Source organism: Companilactobacillus insicii (genome assembly GCF_003946015.1).
GTDB lineage: Bacteria > Bacillota > Bacilli > Lactobacillales > Lactobacillaceae > Companilactobacillus > Companilactobacillus insicii.
The window spans coordinates 77,285-95,675 of record NZ_RHNU01000005.1 but is presented as its reverse complement, the minus strand read 5'-3'; the positions used below and the strand labels follow the sequence as shown (position 1 = coordinate 95,675).

Here is an 18,391-nt window from a genome sequence, read left to right as displayed (position 1 = left end):
GAACAGTGATGTTCTTTTTGTGTTAAAAGGGAATAAAAAAACTGGTATTGATTATTCATCAATACCAGAAAGTATAGAACCTAATTTTTAAGCTTTGGGGTTACACCCCAAAGCTTATTTTTTTTGCTAAAAGTCAGTAAATAGTGAAAAAATCACAATTAATATTTTTCTTAGATTATTTGTTTTGGATAGCTTTTAGAACACCAAATAATGCTTTATTTTAAAAAACTGATTTTTTAATTAATTTTGTTACATATTTTGCGTCAAAGCTAAAAACAGAATGGTATATTTATTCCTTTAATATATATTTGTTAATACCATGACCTAAGGGACATAGTTGCTAAAAATGCGTATATTTTTATTTTTAATATAGCTGAAATGCTGTTAAAACAACGATTATAAAAATATTCCTGAGAAAAAACTTTTTAGGAATATTTTTTTAGATTTTAAAAATTAATCTCAAAAATACGTTTTTTATTCCTAAAATAGTGTCATTAAAAAATTATTTTTTTATTTACAAATCCGGACTTAAGAGCATTTTATTACTTTATTTATTAGTTATAAAATTTATGAATGCCCTTTTAAAGGCATTTTCATCATTAATTTACCTTTATTTATACTCAATAATTTAAAAGTAATATCGTGCCAAATAAGTTTGATTGTGCAAAAATGCACAAATGCTAATTTAGCTGTTGACCCCTACCATAAGGGTAGGTCATATATTTAAATCGTTAAGTTATGTAAGCGTTTTTAAACGCACAAACTAGGAGGAACGATTATGAAATTCGATGCATTAGGTATGGTAGAAACAAAAGGCTTGGTAGGATCAATTGAAGCGGCGGATGCCATGGTAAAGGCTGCGAATGTTTCATTGATAGGAAAAGAACTTGTTGGTGGCGGAATCGTTACTGTAATGGTAAGAGGCGATGTTGGAGCCGTTAAAGCAGCCACAGATGCAGGAGCAGCAGCAGCAGAACGAGTTGGAGAAGTATTATCAGTTCATGTAATCCCTCGTCCACACGGTGAAGTAGAATCAATTCTTCCAAATGCACCTGTAAACGTTACTGAATAAGGAGGACTCCTATGAATAGTGAAAAGAGCTTTATGAACACTTCCGTAGTTTCTGCGGATACAAAAATGAAAGCTGTTGGTAAAAAATTCCAGGCAACTGGAATTTCCAACGGCTTAGTTTCTGGGTTGACATATGGTATTTATTCAACTCTAGTAGTTGTGGCAAGTGGATATAATCCACTAGTAAGTGCCGCAGGAATCCTGGCAGCACCATTCGTTGCATCAGGATTAAATGATTTATTTGCCGGAATTTGGTTATTGTTCTATAACGCAAAACAAGGTCGTTTGAGAGAACTTGGTCGTACATTGAAAACTAAACCAGGAATGATGTTAGTTATTGGATTCCTATTAGGTGGCCCCATTGCTAATGGTGCTTATCTTGTTGGATTAGCATTAGCGGGTGCCTACGCAATTCCAATTTCAGCAACGTGCAGTTTGTTCGGAGCATTGTTTGCTTGGATCTTCTTGAAGCAACGTCCTACAAAACGTGTTGTTTTAGGAATGGTAATGTGTGTTGCCGGAGCAATTATTATTAACTTTGTTAAACCACAGGGTGCTCCAAACTTTACTTTAGGAATTATTTGCGCATTGATCGCCGCAGTTGCATGGGGACTTGAAGGAGTATTCTCGAGTTTCGGTGGCGCAATGATTGATACTGACGTAGCAGTTAACCTACGTGAATTAATCTCAGGATTATTTGCATTACTAATTGTTGTTCCACTTATTGGTGGCGGAATCAAATTACTCGGTGGAACTATTCAAGCTCCATCACCAGTGCTTTGGTTAGCAATCGCTGGATTGAGTGCAGCCATTTCATTCGTTACTTGGTACAAAGCTAATTCAATGGTTGGATGTGCAATCGGTATGTCACTTAATGTTACATATGCATTCTGGGGTGTTTTATTCTCAGTCTTGTTCTTAGGACAAGCATTATCAGCAACTATCGTTATTGGATCAATTGTCATCGTCCTTGGAGCCATCGTAGTTACAATGAATCCTTTAGATTTATTTAGAAAAGGGGATGCATAGAATGTTATTACCTAGCAGAACAGCAGTATTAAATTATATGTTCGATAAAGACGAAGTCGATGTTAAGTCAGTTATGGCAGCCTTAAAAGACGATTATGGAAATGAAAAGCAATTTAACGAAAAAATGTATCTTGACCATTTGATGGCACTCGAAGCTAATGGAATGGTAGAGATGTCAAGTTATGAGTTAGATGATAATGATGAATTAATTATGAGATACAAGATTACTGATGACGGTAAAAGTACCGTTGAAAAATACATTGATAAACGTTATCGGGTTGCGTAAGGAGGCAGAGGTGTGAGATATAGAGGCGAAGAAGCAGTCGGCTTCATTGAAACTATTGGTTTAGTTCCAGCTTTGAAAGCAGCGGATGTAATGTTAAAAGCTGCAGATGTAGAGTTAATCTCTTATGAAAACATCGGTTCCACATTAGTAACAGTAATGATCAAAGGTGATGTTGCTGCAGTAGAGGCTTCTGTTGAAGCCGGAGCAGTTGCCGCTGATGCGATTGGCAAATTAACCGCCAAGAACGTCATTCCAAGACCAATCCCAGCAGTTGGAGATATCGTATCAGTTCACGATATCGATCATCAGTAAAGTACGAGGAGAGAGAATATGAAGACATACCAAGCAATCGGTGCTATTGAAACATTCGGCCTCGTCTTTGTAGTTCAAGCAGCTGATGCAATGTGCAAAGCCGCAGATGTCGATGTAGTCGGTTATGAAAATACGGCTTCAGGTTATATCTCGGTAATCGTCCAAGGCGATGTGGCCGCATGTAAATCAGCCGTTGAGGCAGGGGTTAAAGCAGTCGAGAATATGGGAGCAGAAGTTTATAGCTCAGTTGTTATTGCAAGCCCTCATCAAGATTTAAATAAGATTATCGACCGTTACTCATTAGACATCCTATTGGATGAAAAATAAAAGGAGTTGGGCAGTATGCAGTTTGTGGATAAAGATCTTAAGTCAGTCCAGGAAGCAAGGATATTAGTCGAATCTGCGCGCGATGCCCATGTTCTTTTGAAAGAATACAGCCAACAAGATCTTGACCGAGTAATTGATAAATTAATGTCAGGTATACTCATTGAAATTCCTGAATTAGTAGATTTGGAAATTGCAGAGACAAAATCTGGTATTAAGAAAGACAAATTAAAACTATTTGAAGAATTTCTTCCTATTCTAGAAGATAAGCTTAAAAATCAAAAAATTATCGGAAGCTTAAAGGAAAATTCCAAGAATCAAATTGAAACGATTGGTGTTTCGTTGGGAGTCGTTGCAGTACTACTTCCAACTGAAAATATTATTTTGAACAGTTTATATGCAACATTGATTGCTATTAAATCAGGTAACACGGTTATCTTGGTACCACAACCAAGAACTGAAAAAGTTGTTGCAAGATTTTACAGTAAAGTGGCTCACATTTGCCAAGAAGCCGGTCTCCCACAAGGAGCCATCGGTTATATGGAAAACACAGCTGATGAAGGTGTTACACAAATACTTGCTCACCCAGATACTTCAATCGTAATTGATATCGGTATTCCAAAATATTTTGACAACAATCATGTAGTCAACAAACCGATGATATACGGTGGTACAGGATCAACACCAGTCTTCATTGATCACACCGCAGATATTGCTCAAGCAGCAAAATCAATTGTAGAGAGTCGATCATTTGATAACGGACTTTTACCAGCAGCTGAACAATTTGTCCTTGCGGAAGGCGTTGTTTCCAATGACGTTAAGTCACACATGAAGGAGTCTGGAGCTCACTTCTTGTCAGATGACGAGGAAGAAAAATTACTAGGCAGCTTATTCTTAGATGAAGATCATGTAAACCCATTGTTCGTAGGACAAAGTGCCACATGGTTAGCTAAACAATCAGGATTCAGCGTACCTGAAGATACAAAGGTTCTCGTATCAGAGAAACCATACATCTTCGATGAGAATCCATTTACCAATGAATTAAAGTGTCCAATCTTAACATTCTATGTAGAACCTGATTGGATGCATGCATGTGAAAAATGTATCAGATTATTGAAGATAAAGAGAAATGGTCATACCTTAGCGATTTATTCAAAGGATGAAAAAGTTATCAAAGAATTTGCTTTGAAGAAGCCAGTTGGCAGAATGATTGTCAATGGACCAGCAAGTTTCTCAAGTATCGGATTAAATTCAACATTACCAGTTTCATTGATTCTAGGCGGTTTGACTACTGGACGCGGATTTGTTTCTAAGAACGTCGTAGCTGAGGACCTAACTTATCAAAGAGACATCGGATATACGAAACCAAATATTAGTAATAACGTACAAGTTCAAGAAGTAACTCAGGAAAGAGATATTTCAGCGGACAAAGAATTATTAGCAAAAGTATTGAAAAAGATTATGGATCAATAAATTTGAAAAGTGAGGGAGTCAGATGGACGTTAAAGAATTTTCAACTAAACTCGCCGCAGCAACACAAGATTTAAGCCAAGAAGAAAGAAGTGCTTTGATGAAGATGTTCTCATCTGTATCAGATCACATCGAATCTTCAGACGGAGCTATCGTAGCAGGACAAGATCATGTAGATGATCAAACTGGTTCAGAAGTTCCAAACGGAATTACACCTAGATTGAAAGCATTGAAGGAAAACTATTTGGATCAAGTACCTTCAATCACAACATATCGTGCACGTGCCATTACTAAGATTGCTAAAGAAAATCCTGGTATGCCAAAAATTGAATTACGTGCTAAATGTTTCCGCTACTGTTGTGAAACAGCACCTCTAGTAATTCAAGATAATGAATTAATCGTTGGTGCACCAAACGGAGCACCTCGTGCCGGAGCATTCTCACCAGATATCGCTTGGCGTTGGATGGAAGACGAAATCGATACAATTGGTACTCGTCCACAAGATCCTTTCTATATCTCAGATGAAGATAAGAAGATCATGCGTGAAGAACTCTTCCCATATTGGAAAGGCAAGTCAGTCGATGAATATTGTGAAGACCAATACCGTGAAGCCGGTGTTTGGGAATTATCAGGTGAATCATTCGTATCAGATTGTTCATATCACCAATTAAATGGTGGTGGAGATTCAAACCCAGGATACGACGTAATCTTGATGAAGAAGGGTATGCTCGATATTCAAAACGAGGCCAAGGAACATCTTGAAAAATTGGATTATGAAAATCCAGATGATATCGAAAAGATCTACTTCTACAAGTCAGTTATTGATACTACAGAAGGTGTTATGATCTACTCTCGCCGTATGTCAGAATACGCTGCAGAAAAAGCTGCTAAAGAAACAGATCCAAAACGTAAAGCTGAACTTCAAAAGATTTCAGAAGTTACTGCTAAAGTTCCTGCACACAAACCTGAAACATTCTACGAAGCAATCCAAGCAGTTTGGACAGTTGAATCATTGCTAGTTGTTGAAGAGAACCAAACAGGTATGTCAATCGGACGTGTTGACCAATACATGTACCCATTCTTCAAGGCAGATCTAGAATCCGGACGTATGAACAATCGTGAAGCCTTTGAACTTGCTGGTTGTATGTTGATCAAGATGTCAGAAATGATGTGGATCACAAGTGAAGGTGGTTCTAAGTTCTTCGCTGGTTACCAACCATTCGTTAACATGTGTGTCGGTGGTATTACAAGACAAGGTCAAGATGCTACTAACAACTTAACATATCTATTAATGGATGCTGTAAGACACGTTAAGGTTTACCAACCATCATTAGCATGTCGTATCCATGCTCATTCACCAAGAAAATATCTTAAGAAGATCGTAGATGTTGTTCGTGCCGGAATGGGATTCCCAGCATGTCACTTCGATGATACACATATCAAGATCATGTTAGCCAAAGGGGTATCAATTGAAGATGCTCGTGACTACTGCTTGATGGGCTGTGTTGAACCTCAAAAATCAGGTCGTCTATATCAATGGACATCAACAGCTTATACACAATGGCCAATCTGTATTGAATTAACTCTTAATCATGGTGTTCCACTATGGTACGGAAAGAAAGTTACACCTGACTTGGGTGACTTATCACAATACAAGACATTCGATCAATTCGATCACGCCGTTAAAGAACAAATTAAGTACATCACAAAATGGACAGACGTAGCTACAGTTATTTCACAACGTGTTCATCGTGACTTAGCTCCAAAACCATTGATGTCAATCATGTACGAAGGTTGTATGGAACATGGTAAAGATGTTTCATCCGGAGGAGCAATGTATAACTTCGGACCTGGTGTTGTTTGGTCAGGACTTGCTACATACACAGATTCAATGGCAGCTATTAAGAAATTAGTCTTTGATGACAAGAAATATACATTGGATCAATTGAACGAAGCTTTGAATGCTGACTTCGAAGGATACGATCAAGTACGTACAGATTGCTTGAACGCTCCTAAATATGGTAACGATGATGATTACGCTGACCTTATTGCAGCTAACCTAATTAACTTTACTGAAATGGAACACAGACAATATCACACATTGTACTCAATCTTGAGTCACGGAACATTGTCAATCTCAAACAACACACCATTTGGTCAAATGACAGGTGCATCAGCCAACGGTCGTAAAGCTTGGGTTCCATTATCAGATGGTATCAGTCCAACACAAGGTGCAGATTACAAAGGCCCTACAGCAATTGTTAAATCAGTATCTAAGATGGCAAATGACAGTATGAACATTGGTATGGTTCATAACTACAAGATCATGGCTGGATTATTGGACACACCAGAAGGTGAAGAAAGTTTGATCACATTACTTAGAACAGCAAATTCTCTAGGTTGTGGACAAATGCAATTCAACTACTTGGATAACAAGACATTAATTGATGCTCAAAAGCATCCAGAACAATATCGTGGATTGATCGTCCGTGTTGCTGGATACAGTGCCTTCTTCGTTGAATTATGTAAAGACGTTCAAGATGAAATTATTAGTCGTACAATGCTTACGCAATTGTAGATTTTAGAGCTGGAGATGGGAAAGTATGGTTGATACACAAGAAAAAGAACGGATAGAAAGAAAGGCCTTTGTTTTCAATGTACAAAAATATAGTCTGTATGACGGCCCGGGAATCCGAACCATCATCTTTCTCAAGGGTTGTCCACTACGTTGTAGATGGTGTGCTAATCCAGAAGGCCTTAATCGTAAATTCGAAGTAATGTACAAAGAGAGTATTTGTAGTCAATGTATGGCCTGTGTTGAGGCTTGTCCTAAGGGAATTCATTACATTGATGAAAATGGTAATCACCAAGTACGTCGTGACATTTCATGTGACGGTTGCCGTAAATGTGAAGAGGTTTGTCCTATGAGTGCCCTTCATATTACAGGGGAAATCAAGACAGTATCAGAATTGATGAAGATAGTTCACGAAGATGATGCATTCTACGAAACTTCTGGCGGTGGCGTTACATTGAGTGGTGGCGAGTGTACATCTCAACCCGATGCAGCTTTAGCAATTCTAAAGGCTTGCAAGGAAGATGGACTTAACACAGCCATTGAAACATGTGGACACAGTCGCATGGATCGTTTGATGGAAATGGCAGATTACATTGACTTATTCTTATTCGATATGAAACACATGGATCCAGTTAGACATAACGAATTAACTGGTATTAGTAACGAAAAGATCCTCGCTAACTTGAAAGAATTATTCAAGAGAGGATACAACGTTAAAATCAGAATGCCTATGTTGAAACAAGTTAATGACAGTCATGAAGAAATCCAACAAATAGTTGATTTCTTGATGCCATACAAAGACTTGCCAAACTTCCACGGTATCGATTTACTTCCATACCACAAACTAGGAGTTGCTAAATATGGACAACTAGGTATCGATTATCCAGTTAAAGAAGATCCAAGCCTGTCAGATGCAGATTTGACAAGAATTGAAGGATGGATCAAAGAATATGACTTCCCAGTAAGAGTTGTTCGTCACTAGAGAGGGCGTTGAAAGTCGGGAACGTCTGAGCATTACCTAGAATAACGTGATTATCAACAGAGTTGATAAACTCGTTATTCGTAGTAAGCGGAGGATGTTGGATTTCAAAAGCCCGTTTAAGAACGAAAGTTTCAAAGGAAAGGAGGGGTTCCCATGGTAGTGGATAGCAAGGAAGAAACCACTCAACGAATGATTGAAGAATCAATTCCAGGTAAGACAGTTACCTTGGCGCATGTGATTGCTTCACCGATTCAAGATGTCTATCAAGCTTTAGGCATTGAAGAAGAAGGAGCCATTGGAATCCTCAACGTATCTCCCTTTGAAACAGCGATGATTGCGGCCGATACAGCTGCTAAGGCGGCTGATGTCACAGTCGGGTTCTTAGATCGTTTCACAGGTTCAGTAGTTATCTCAGGAGATGTACAGAGCGTTGAAGTCAGTTTGACCGAGGTTCTGCGAGTATTTAGAGATGTACTTGGCTTTGAGGTTGTTGGAGTAACGAAGACATGAGGCTGAGAGTGATGCTCGTTGGGCCGAGGTTGAGCGGTAAAGCGACAATTGCTACATACCTTGAGCAATCGGAAGTGCCACTTAGAAAAGTTGACAATATCGTTTATCGCAAAGAGACAGTTACTGTACCTGATAATTATTTAGAATGTCCCTGGATGTATAACCACATTATAGCGTTACAACAAACAGCAAAGTGTGGATTGTTTATCCAACCAATGAAAGCACTGAAGAGTACTTATCCACCTAACTTCGCAAAGGTTTTCCGAGTCCCCATATTCGGAGTAATAACTTATCGCGAGTCATACACAGAAGATGATTACTCATATGCAAAGCAATTACTGTTGGATACAGGGATCAACAAAATAAATGCCGTTATAAATCTTGATAAACCAGAAGAATTTGAACAATTGAACGAATTATTAAATTAGAGAGGAGGCGAAAAAATGGGAAGTTTCAAAATGCCTACAAAGATATATTCGGGACATGGCGCAGTTGATAAGATTCGTGACTTCGGTATCAACCGAGCACTCGTTATCTGTGACCCATTCATGGAAAAGTCCCACAAAGTTGACAATATCACCAAAGTATTTGATGAGTTGAAAACACCATATGCAGTATTTTCAGAAGTTGTACCTGATCCAAGTATTGATGTTGTTTCAAAAGGAATCGCAAAAGCAATTGAAATCGAGCCTGATGCAATCATTGCTTTAGGAGGCGGCTCCGCATTGGATACAGCTAAATCAGTTAGACACATTTATCTCGGTGTTAAGAAAGATAAAAAAATCCAATTGATCTGTGTTCCAACTACTAGTGGTACTGGTAGTGAAGTTACATCTTTCGCTGTAATCTCTGATCCTGCAAATAACGGAAAATTTGCATTGGTCGATGAATCAATGGTTCCCGATATTGCAATCTTAGATTCAGAATTTACATTAAGTGTACCTGCTGGTGTAACTGCTGACACAGGGATGGACGTATTGACTCACACACTTGAAGTATACGTCTCAACTGATGCCACAGACTTTACAGATGCTCTTGCTGAAAAAGCAATGCGCATTATCTGGGAAGATCTAGTAGATGTCTACAAAGATGGAAGTAATGCTGAATTAAGAGAGAGAATTCATAACGCATCTTGTTTGGCAGGAATGGCGTTTAGTGAAGCATCACTTGGTATTAGTCACAGTTTGGCCCATGCCTTAGGTGGTAGATTCCATATCGCTCACGGTAGATGTAACGCCATGCTATTACCATATGTCATTGCTTATAACGCTGGACTGGATTTGCCAACAGATAGCGAACCAGCATTACCTAAGTATCAACAAGCAGCTAAGATGTTGGGGGTTCAATCAGGAACAGCTAAAACTAGTGTCACCTTATTGATTTCCAGAATTCAAAGAATGTCAAAACAAATGAACATTCCAAAGAACATTGAAGAATGTGGAATTGACGAAGCGGAATTTATGGAAGCAATTCCAGACATGGCTGCTGCAGCTATGAAAGACAAATGTACACTTACAAATCCAAGGCAACCTAAGAAAGAAGATCTTGAAGGGTTGTACAAGAGAATTTGCAGAGGTGGATTCTAATGCATTTCATAACAGAGCAAGACATTCAATTTGAAAACAGAAAAACACCATTATCCAAATTCTTTCTTGCCTCTGACGATCGATTAACACCTGGAGCTCGACAATATTTGATAGATCATCAAATAAAAGTAGTTGATTCTAACTCCAAAGTTGATTCAGTAGCGACCACAGTTGAGGACGTTGCTAAAAAGACTGAGGAATTGAATTACAACTTCCAATTGTTGGAATTAGAACTTCAAGATGCAGCTTTAAAGGCTAATGAAGTCGATCTAGCAGCCAGTCAGCGCATCTTTTCACTGTCTGAGATGCCTGTGAAAATTCAACAAGACCAAGTAGTTGATTCATTAGAAGAAATTGTTCCAAGTAAGGAAGAACAATCTCAATTAAACAAGCAAAACCTCCTTACGCCACAAGGGAAGATCTTGATCAAACTAAAACGCAGCCAAGTAGTTGCCGAAAGTTTGAAAGGAAAGACCACAGATTCCCAACGTGATTCATTGGACAGCTTGATTCAATGTATCGACAACGAAATCCATTTATTGATAGGAGAAGGCCATGATGGTAGCGAATGATATGCAAAAATGCGATGAGCTGGTAAGCCAATTCGAACAAGTAATCAAGAAGCCAATTAAAAGTGAGACTAAGACTTATTACACCGGAGTAGATTTGGGAACAGCCTGTATTGTATTGGTAGTAATGGATGAAAATTATCAACCCGTCGCTGGAGCATATCGTTACGCGGATGTTGTCAGAGATGGAATGGTAGTCGATTACATCGGTGCTATTACGATAGTTAGAGAATTAAAAGAAAAACTGGAAGAGCAACTTTCTACAGAGTTGATTTACGCAGCATCAGCAATTCCTCCAGGGACAGATACCTTGGACGGAGGAGCAATAAAAAATGTTGTACAAAGTGCCGGATTTGAGCTTACAAATATTTTGGATGAGCCGACAGCAGCAAATCTAGTATTGAATATCAAAAACGGTGCGGTTGTTGATATTGGTGGTGGAACCACTGGTATCTCAATCATTAAAGATGGAAGAGTTGTTAAGGTAGCTGATGAAGCTACTGGAGGAACACATTTGACCTTGGTAACAGCTGGGTCATACAAACTTCCATTTGATCAAGCAGAATTATTTAAACGCGACCCTAAGAATCAACCGGAATTAATTACAGTTTTAAAACCCGTAATTGAAAAGATTGCTTCAATTATTACAGAACAAGTCGACGGATACGATGTTGACGGATTATACCTAGTAGGTGGAACGGCTTGTCTTGGTGGACTTGAGAAGATCATCGAAGCTAGAACTAAGATACCTACATTTAAACCTGTTAATCCAATGTTTGTTACACCATTGGGAATCGCATTAAGTTGTACGGATCAATTAATGTAAAGGAATAGGAGGAAACACTATGGACTTAAGAATTATCAAATCACCTGGTGAAGGAACACTTGCCATTTTAAAACGTCGTAAAGGTTCAGGACCTAGGGAAGCAATTCCTACTCCTGATGCAGTGGGTCTGGTACAAGGTAAGCTGATTGAAATGGTTTGTGCAGCAGACTTGGCAGAAAAAGCAGTAGGTGTAACTGTTGAAGATATTCGTGGGTCATGTCCACAAAATATGATTATGCTAGCAATCTTCGGTGATACCGCATCAGTAATGTCAGCGATGGAGACTATTCAAAAGGGAAGTAAGGCTCAAGAAGAATGGTAACAGCCAAACTAATCGATAATATTTGGGCAACTAGAAAGTCAGACAGACTGAATGGATTGAAGCTCATGCTTGCAGAATTAATAGGTGGTTCTCGTGATGGGGAACGATTGGTAGTCTGTGACGTGATTGGAGCAGGAATCGGTGATCGAGTAATCATCACTACTGGATCTTCTGCAAGAAGAATGCTGGAAGATGATGCGATTCCAGTTGATGCGGCTGTTGTCGGAATTATTGATGAAAATTGCGAATCTGTATAGGAGAGGGCTAGGCTATGAAAAAATTGATATGTGCTGACGATGTAACGAAGGCACACGAACAAGGCACTCAGACGATTTGTATTGACAGTAAAAACACAATTATTACTCCTTCAGCAAGAGACATGGCAGATACCTTAGATCTTAAGTTTGAAGAAGCAGCAACACAAGAAGTGAATCCTCTGAATGTTGCCTTACCAAATGATTTGACTAAAGAGACGCTCGTGGAAATGCTAAGAGCAATCTTAGCTGGAGATACACCTAGTGATAAACCTTATGTTTACAAAAAGCATAGCAATGGATTAAAGACCGTCGATGGTTCAAGCGTCAAAATGGATGTGTTCGATACAGGAAATCCAGATGCAAACGTTCATTTTCAGGAAATTATTAGTAAAGAAGAATCACATATAAGTGCAGGATTCCTGGAAATCGATCATTCACATTTTGACTGGGAACTAACTTATGAAGAAATCGATTATGTAATTGATGGAACATTAACAGTAGCAATTGACGGAACTACTTATACTGCTCATGCGGGAGATGTTGTTTTTGTACCTAAGAACAGCAAAGTAACATGGGGTTCACCAGATAAAGCAAAGATTTTTTATGCAACGTATCCAGCCAACTGGGCCGATTTGGTCTAAAGGAGTAAGCGATGAAAGCATTAGGATTAGTAGAAACCCATGGTTTGATTGCTTCAATCGAGGCTCTCGATGTCATGTTGAAAACAGCAGAAGTACAGCTACACTCTAGAGAATTTGTTAGAGGCGGATTGGTAACAGTAACAGTTGTTGGCGATGTCGGCGCCGTAAAGACAGCTGTAGATGCAGCTGATTCTGCAGTCAGAAATCTCGGTGAAGAATTACTTTGTTCAACTCATGTAATTCCAAGGCCTGATGAAAGTATCGAGGGATTGTTTCCACAAGGACCTGAAACAATCAAATCAGACGAAGATGATGTAGAAGAATTAATGAAAGAAACAGAAAGTCAAATAGACGAGGTCAAATCCAGATCGAACCAAAATGATTCGGACGTAACTGATGAACATGATGAAGTTGATTCAGAAGAGCCATCGGCAGAAGAAGCAAACCCAGCAAAGGATGTTTCGACAAATAATCCAATTAATAATGCTGATTCGGCAGATGTTCCAAAGACTGAAAAGACTTCTGAAGGTTCAATTACTGAAGATGAATTAAAGAACATGAAGGTAGTTGATCTAAGAAACATGGCTAAGAAGCATTCGGATTTTCCGATAGCTAGAAAAGATATCTATCGAGTCAATAAAGAGAAGCTTATTAAGGCATTGTTCGACTACTTTAATAAAGATTGACCTGAGGAAGTAGAGGAGTATCAGTAATGAATAACTTTGACAAGGATTTACGTTCAATTCAAGAAGCACGTGATTTAGCAAGAGCAGGACATAAGGCAGCTGTTGAAATGTCGACTTTCAATGAAACGCAAGTGAATGCAATTCTTGAAAGCATGAAGATAGCAGCAGAAAAATTCTCTGTTAGCTTAGCTAAAGCAGCCGTTGATGAAACAGGTTTTGGTAAGGTAGCTGATAAAGCATACAAAAACCACGCTGCATCAACATTACTATACGAACAAATTAAAGATGAAAAAACAGTAGGTATTATTCATGAGGACAAAGAGAAAGGTCTTCTAGATGTTGCTGAACCAGTTGGATTGGTTCTTGGTATTGTACCTTCAACAAACCCAACTTCAACAGTAATTTTCAAAGCTATGATTGCTTTGAAATCAAGAAACGCTATCGTCTTTGCTCCACATCCTGCAGCCGCTGAATGTACTAAAAAAGCAGCTGATATGATGAATCGTGCAGCTGTTGCTGCCGGAGCACCAGAAGGTGTTATCAGTTGTGTTGGTAATTCGACAATGGGTTCAACAAATGAATTGATGCATGCTAAAGAAGTTAAGTTGATCATCGCCACGGGTGGTCCTGGTATGGTTAAAGCTGCATACAGTTCAGGTAAACCAGCCATTGGTGTTGGTGCTGGTAATTCTCCAGCATATATCGAACGTAGCGCTAATGTTAAAGACGCTGTAGCTAAGATCGTAGCAAGTAAGACATTTGATAACGGAACAATTTGTGCTTCAGAGCAATCAATTATCTGTGAAGAAGCAAATAAGGACGAAGTTATCAGTGAATTGAAAGCTAAGGGTGCATACTTCATGTCACCTGAAGAAACAAAGATGGCAACCAAAGTTCTCTTTAAGAATGGTGGACATGCTATGAACGCAAAATTTGTTGGACGTACTCCACAAGTTATTGCTAACGCAGCAGGATTCACAGTTCCATCAACAGCAACATTGTTGATTGGGGAACAAGGTGGTGTAGGTGAAGGTTATCCACTATCATACGAAAAACTTACAACTGTTCTTGGATTCTACGTTGTTAAGGATTGGGAAGAAGCTTGTCATTTGAGTATCGACCTACTACAAAATGGTATTGGTCATACGATGAGTATTCATACTAATAATCGTGATATGGTATTGAAATTTGCTGCCAAACCAGCATCACGTATCCTTGTTAATACTGGTGGTAGTCAAGGTGGTACAGGTATCAGTACTGGATTACCAATTGCCTTTACCTTGGGCTGTGGTACTTATGGTGGAAGTTCTGTATCAGAGAATGTAAGTCCTAAACATCTATTAAATATCAAGGAAGTTGCATATGGACTTAAAGATGTAACTACATTGTTAGAGGATGATAAGACATTCAATCATCCAGAACTAGTTGATAGTTTTGGCGCAGATGAAGATTGTGAAGGTTCAAGCTGTCAAACAGCTCCGGCATCACAAGCTACAACTGAGACAAAGAAAGACTTCTCAGATGATGATTTGAAACAATTGTCAGATGTAGTTCGTAAAGTATTATCACAAATGAATGCATAAAGAAAGGTGGGTAAACTGTGGAAGATTATGAAGAATTATTAGGTACGCTTCTTGAGAAATTAAGCCCAAGTAGTAGTAATGCAGCTAAAATTACAAATTCCGCATCATCTACGACAACGGCATCTAATGATCAAACTATTCCAGTAGGAATTTCAAATAGACATATTCACCTTTCTCAAGATGCATTAGATAAACTTTTCGGAACAGGTTATCAACTAACTAAGTTGAAGGACTTGTCTCAACCAGGTCAATATGCAAGTAAAGAATGCGTTATGATCTGTGGACCTAAAGGTATGATCAATAAAGTAAGAATCTTAGGTCCGGTTCGTCCCCAAACCCAAGTAGAAATCCTTCAAGGAGATTCATTCAAGCTTGGTGTTAAAGGAGTTCTACGTTTGTCAGGCGACCTAAGTGGAACACCGGGGATCACAATTATTGGACCTAAAGGTTCACTTGAGATTCCAGAAGGTGTGATTGTAGCAAAACGCCACATTCACATGCTTCCAGAAGAAGCAGCTAGATTTGGTGTTACAAACGGTGAATCAGTTGCAATCAAGTTTGATGGTCCAAGAGGCGGTACATTAACAGATGTTATTATTCGTGCTAAAGCGAATTCCGGCTTAGAGGTACATATTGATACTGAAGAAGCCAATGCACTAGGAGTTACACCGGGTACAAAAATTAAAATTATTAAGAGTGAAAATTAGGAGGAATAAAAAATGAAATCAGATGCATTAGGTATGATCGAAACTAAAGGATTAATCGGTTCAATTGAAGCAGCGGATTCAATGGTAAAGGCTGCTAACGTTACACTTGTAGGTAAAGAAAGAGTTGGCGGTGGTATCGTCACAGTTATGGTTCGTGGAGATGTTGGTGCCGTTAAAGCAGCTACAGATGCCGGAGCAGCAGCTGCACAACGTGTTGGAGAATTACTATCAGTTCACGTAATTCCTCGTCCACACGCAGAAGTAGAATCAATTTTGCCACACACAAACGCAGCAGTTACAGAAGACTAATTTAAAAATTCAAATTAAGAAGCTGACCGGATATCATTCGTAGATGGTTCAGCTTCTTTTTTTCTTAACTTAATAATAGATGGATTAAGCAGGTGAAATAATGACAAAGACGATTATCATTGGTTCAAATCACGCTGGTATAGCAGCCGCAAATACTTTATTAGATAATTATCCAGACCAAAAAGTAACTATGATAGATCAAAATAGTAATTTGAGTTACTTAGGTTGTGGAACGGCATTATGGGTTGGACGCCAGATTGATTCATATGAGAAACTTTTTTATACGAAAAAAGAAGATTTTGAAGCTAAGGGAGCCAAGATTTATTTAGAGACTTCAGTTTCGAAAGTTGATTTCTTCACTAAACGAGTTTATTGCAATTCGTTAGATGGCAAATCATTTGTTGAAAAATATGATAAGTTGATTTTGGCAACGGGATCTGTTCCAATAAAACCTAATATTCCCGGTGCTGATTTAGATAATATTCACTTTTTAAAATTATTTCAGGATGGTCAAACAGTCGATAAATTATTAGACAATTTTGATGTACGTAATGTTGCTGTAATTGGTGCTGGCTATATTGGAGTTGAGATTGCTGAAGCAGTTAAGAGACGTAATAAGAACGTCTTGTTATTTGATACGGCAGATCGTTCATTATCAAGTTATTACGACAAAGATTTTACTGATAAGATGGACGACAACCTGACTGAGCATGGTATTGATGTACATTTTAATGAGCGTGCTCAAGAATACAAAGGAAATGGCAAAGTAGAAGCAGTTGTAACTAACAAAGGTGAATATCCAGTTGATTTGGTAATTAATGCTATTGGATTCTTGCCTAATAATTATCTTGGAAAGGATCATTTGGAATTATTCCGCAATGGTGCATATTTTGTTGATGATCATCAACAAACATCTGATCCTTCAGTTTATGCTGTTGGTGACTGTGCAACCATTTATTCAAATGCTCTTGAAAAGACAACTTATATTGCTTTAGCAACGAATGCTGTACGTTCCGGAATTGTTGCTGGTCATAATGTTGGCGGTACTAAATTAGATGCCACTGGCGTTCAAGGTTCAAACGGAATTTCCATTTTTGGATTGAATATGGTTTCAACAGGGATGTCAGTTGCAGCGGCCGAAAAGAATGGTTTCAAAGTTAAATATACTGACTTTGAAGATACCCAAAAGCCAGGATTTATGAAGGAAAATGCGGAAGTCAAAATTCGTATTGTTTACGATGCCGATAATCGTCGTGTGTTAGGAGCACAAATGTGTTCTACTGCAGATATATCTATGGGTATTCACATGTTTTCTTTGGCAATTGAACAAAAGGTAACGATTGATCAACTTAAATTATTGGATATTTTCTTCTTGCCACATTTCAATCAGCCATATAACTACATAACAATGGCCGCCTTAAATGCAGAATAAAGAGCGTGGAAAAACACGTTTAACTTCTGAGTATAACCTAGAATACCCTCGTATTTACGTAAGTAAATGCGGGGGTATTCGTAGTTAAACGGAAGAAGTTGTGTTTTACCGCGCGTTTATGCTGCATGTTTATACCGTAGTCTGCTTTATCGCGATAAAACTTCAATAAATGCATTTTTAATTTGTTCAATTGCAAATTTATTATCCTTAAAATCCACTTCAGGATTAATTGGTTTATTAGGAGTGATATTAAGACTGGCCTTGCTATTGAGTACATTCATGTGCAATCCCTTTAATACTAAGCTCAGTGCCATATCAGCCATGTAACCACCATGTGAACCGAATACTATAGTAGAAACTGGTTTATTTGCCCATTCTTTATACAAATAATCTAAGGCATTCTTAAGTACAGCAGGATATCCCCAATTGTATTGTGGATAGATTATTATAAATCCGTCAAAACTACTAATTAATTTGGACCACTGCTTAGTATGTTCATTTTTATAATTGCCATTAGCCGGCAGATCAGGTTCATCGAGAAATGGTAAGTTTATTTCTTTTAAGTCTATTAATTCAAAGTCTAATTCTGGTGTATTTAGTTGTGATTGCACCCATTTACCTATTTGGAGACTGATGCGTGTTGGCCGATTGCTGCCGATTATTATTCCAACTTTTTTCATTTTCTAATTCCTTTTAAGTTATTATTTGATTACCTGAACAGATATTTTACACCTTCAAAAGTTAAATATCTTTTGAATACAATTATTCAGTAGTCACCATTTTCAATGAAATAATTTATCATAATCAAGAATAATACCTCATAATAATTTTCAAAAAGCTTATGTTAGTGGAATAGAATACTGAATTGATATGAAAATTAATGATATACCATCCTATGCGGAAGCAATCTTATG

22 protein-coding genes are annotated in these 18,391 nt (G+C 38.2%); 21 read left to right on the top strand and 1 reads right to left on the bottom strand.

Annotation, left to right across the window (positions count from 1 at the left end):
- The first annotated feature begins 778 nt into the window (after positions 1-778).
- The 21 genes from EKM79_RS03005 to nox all read left to right on the top strand — a co-directional run bounded on the left by EKM79_RS03005 (position 779) and on the right by nox (position 17,477).
- Positions 779-1,072 (top strand): BMC domain-containing protein, encoded by a 294-nt coding sequence (locus tag EKM79_RS03005; protein WP_125565750.1) that lies wholly within the window; start codon positions 779-781, stop codon positions 1,070-1,072.
- An 11-nt stretch (positions 1,073-1,083) separates the two neighbouring features.
- On the top strand, positions 1,084-2,100 hold the full coding sequence (locus EKM79_RS03000) for a DMT family transporter (RefSeq protein ID WP_125565749.1): 1,017 nt from the start codon (positions 1,084-1,086) through the stop codon (positions 2,098-2,100).
- A 1-nt stretch (position 2,101) separates the two neighbouring features.
- Positions 2,102-2,386, top strand: a complete 285-nt coding sequence (locus tag EKM79_RS02995) for a hypothetical protein (protein ID WP_125565747.1) — start codon at positions 2,102-2,104, stop codon at positions 2,384-2,386.
- Between the two features lie 12 nt (positions 2,387-2,398).
- Positions 2,399-2,698, top strand: coding sequence for a BMC domain-containing protein (locus EKM79_RS02990; protein ID WP_125565745.1), 300 nt, complete (start codon positions 2,399-2,401; stop codon positions 2,696-2,698).
- 18 nt (positions 2,699-2,716) lie between these two features.
- Positions 2,717-3,025 (top strand): BMC domain-containing protein, encoded by a 309-nt coding sequence (locus tag EKM79_RS02985; protein WP_125565743.1) that lies wholly within the window; start codon positions 2,717-2,719, stop codon positions 3,023-3,025.
- Between the two features lie 15 nt (positions 3,026-3,040).
- Positions 3,041-4,495 (top strand): aldehyde dehydrogenase family protein, encoded by a 1,455-nt coding sequence (locus tag EKM79_RS02980; protein WP_125565741.1) that lies wholly within the window; start codon positions 3,041-3,043, stop codon positions 4,493-4,495.
- Positions 4,496-4,517: 22 nt separating this feature from the next.
- Positions 4,518-7,070 carry a choline trimethylamine-lyase gene (cutC, locus tag EKM79_RS02975; protein ID WP_125565739.1) on the top strand — a complete coding sequence of 851 codons (2,553 nt, stop codon included), beginning with the start codon at positions 4,518-4,520 and terminating at the stop codon, positions 7,068-7,070.
- Between the two features lie 25 nt (positions 7,071-7,095).
- Positions 7,096-8,049 (top strand): choline TMA-lyase-activating enzyme, encoded by a 954-nt coding sequence (cutD, locus tag EKM79_RS02970; protein ID WP_125565736.1) that lies wholly within the window; start codon positions 7,096-7,098, stop codon positions 8,047-8,049.
- A 153-nt stretch (positions 8,050-8,202) separates the two neighbouring features.
- On the top strand, positions 8,203-8,559 hold the full coding sequence (locus tag EKM79_RS02965; protein ID WP_125565734.1) for a BMC domain-containing protein: 357 nt from the start codon (positions 8,203-8,205) through the stop codon (positions 8,557-8,559).
- A 29-nt stretch (positions 8,560-8,588) separates the two neighbouring features.
- Positions 8,589-8,987, top strand: a complete 399-nt coding sequence (locus EKM79_RS02960) for a EutP/PduV family microcompartment system protein (RefSeq protein WP_246005605.1) — start codon at positions 8,589-8,591, stop codon at positions 8,985-8,987.
- A gap of 15 nt (positions 8,988-9,002) precedes the next feature.
- On the top strand, positions 9,003-10,145 hold the full coding sequence (locus EKM79_RS02955) for a 1-propanol dehydrogenase PduQ (protein ID WP_125565732.1): 1,143 nt from the start codon (positions 9,003-9,005) through the stop codon (positions 10,143-10,145).
- On the top strand, positions 10,145-10,717 hold the full coding sequence (locus EKM79_RS02950) for a hypothetical protein (protein WP_125565731.1): 573 nt from the start codon (positions 10,145-10,147) through the stop codon (positions 10,715-10,717). The genes EKM79_RS02955 and EKM79_RS02950 overlap by 1 nt, the downstream gene beginning before the upstream one ends.
- Complete coding sequence (gene eutJ, locus EKM79_RS02945; protein ID WP_425454018.1) at positions 10,701-11,540, top strand: ethanolamine utilization protein EutJ; 840 nt, start codon at positions 10,701-10,703, stop codon at positions 11,538-11,540. The genes EKM79_RS02950 and eutJ overlap by 17 nt, the downstream gene beginning before the upstream one ends.
- Before the next feature lie 19 nt (positions 11,541-11,559).
- Complete coding sequence (locus tag EKM79_RS02940; protein ID WP_125565729.1) at positions 11,560-11,862, top strand: BMC domain protein; 303 nt, start codon at positions 11,560-11,562, stop codon at positions 11,860-11,862.
- A complete protein-coding gene (locus tag EKM79_RS02935; RefSeq protein ID WP_125565727.1) occupies positions 11,856-12,119 on the top strand; it encodes a EutN/CcmL family microcompartment protein in 264 nt (87 codons plus the stop codon). Before EKM79_RS02940 ends, EKM79_RS02935 begins: the two co-directional genes overlap by 7 nt.
- 14 nt (positions 12,120-12,133) lie before the next feature.
- Positions 12,134-12,760, top strand: coding sequence for a cupin domain-containing protein (locus EKM79_RS02930; protein ID WP_125565725.1), 627 nt, complete (start codon positions 12,134-12,136; stop codon positions 12,758-12,760).
- A gap of 11 nt (positions 12,761-12,771) precedes the next feature.
- Positions 12,772-13,446 (top strand): BMC domain-containing protein, encoded by a 675-nt coding sequence (locus EKM79_RS12450; RefSeq protein WP_125565723.1) that lies wholly within the window; start codon positions 12,772-12,774, stop codon positions 13,444-13,446.
- Positions 13,447-13,472: 26 nt separating this feature from the next.
- Positions 13,473-15,029 carry an acetaldehyde dehydrogenase (acetylating) gene (locus EKM79_RS02920; protein WP_125565721.1) on the top strand — a complete coding sequence of 519 codons (1,557 nt, stop codon included), beginning with the start codon at positions 13,473-13,475 and terminating at the stop codon, positions 15,027-15,029.
- 17 nt (positions 15,030-15,046) lie between these two features.
- Positions 15,047-15,736 carry a phosphate propanoyltransferase gene (gene pduL, locus EKM79_RS02915; RefSeq protein ID WP_125565719.1) on the top strand — a complete coding sequence of 230 codons (690 nt, stop codon included), beginning with the start codon at positions 15,047-15,049 and terminating at the stop codon, positions 15,734-15,736.
- 12 nt (positions 15,737-15,748) lie between these two features.
- Positions 15,749-16,045 carry a BMC domain-containing protein gene (locus EKM79_RS02910; protein WP_125565717.1) on the top strand — a complete coding sequence of 99 codons (297 nt, stop codon included), beginning with the start codon at positions 15,749-15,751 and terminating at the stop codon, positions 16,043-16,045.
- A 100-nt stretch (positions 16,046-16,145) separates the two neighbouring features.
- Complete coding sequence (nox, locus tag EKM79_RS02905; RefSeq protein WP_125565715.1) at positions 16,146-17,477, top strand: H2O-forming NADH oxidase; 1,332 nt, start codon at positions 16,146-16,148, stop codon at positions 17,475-17,477.
- 146 nt (positions 17,478-17,623) lie between these two features.
- Here the strand turns inward: nox and EKM79_RS02900 are convergent, their stop codons facing one another.
- Positions 17,624-18,157 (bottom strand): NADPH-dependent FMN reductase, encoded by a 534-nt coding sequence (locus EKM79_RS02900; protein ID WP_125565713.1) that lies wholly within the window; start codon positions 18,155-18,157, stop codon positions 17,624-17,626.
- Positions 18,158-18,391 lie beyond the last annotated feature (234 nt).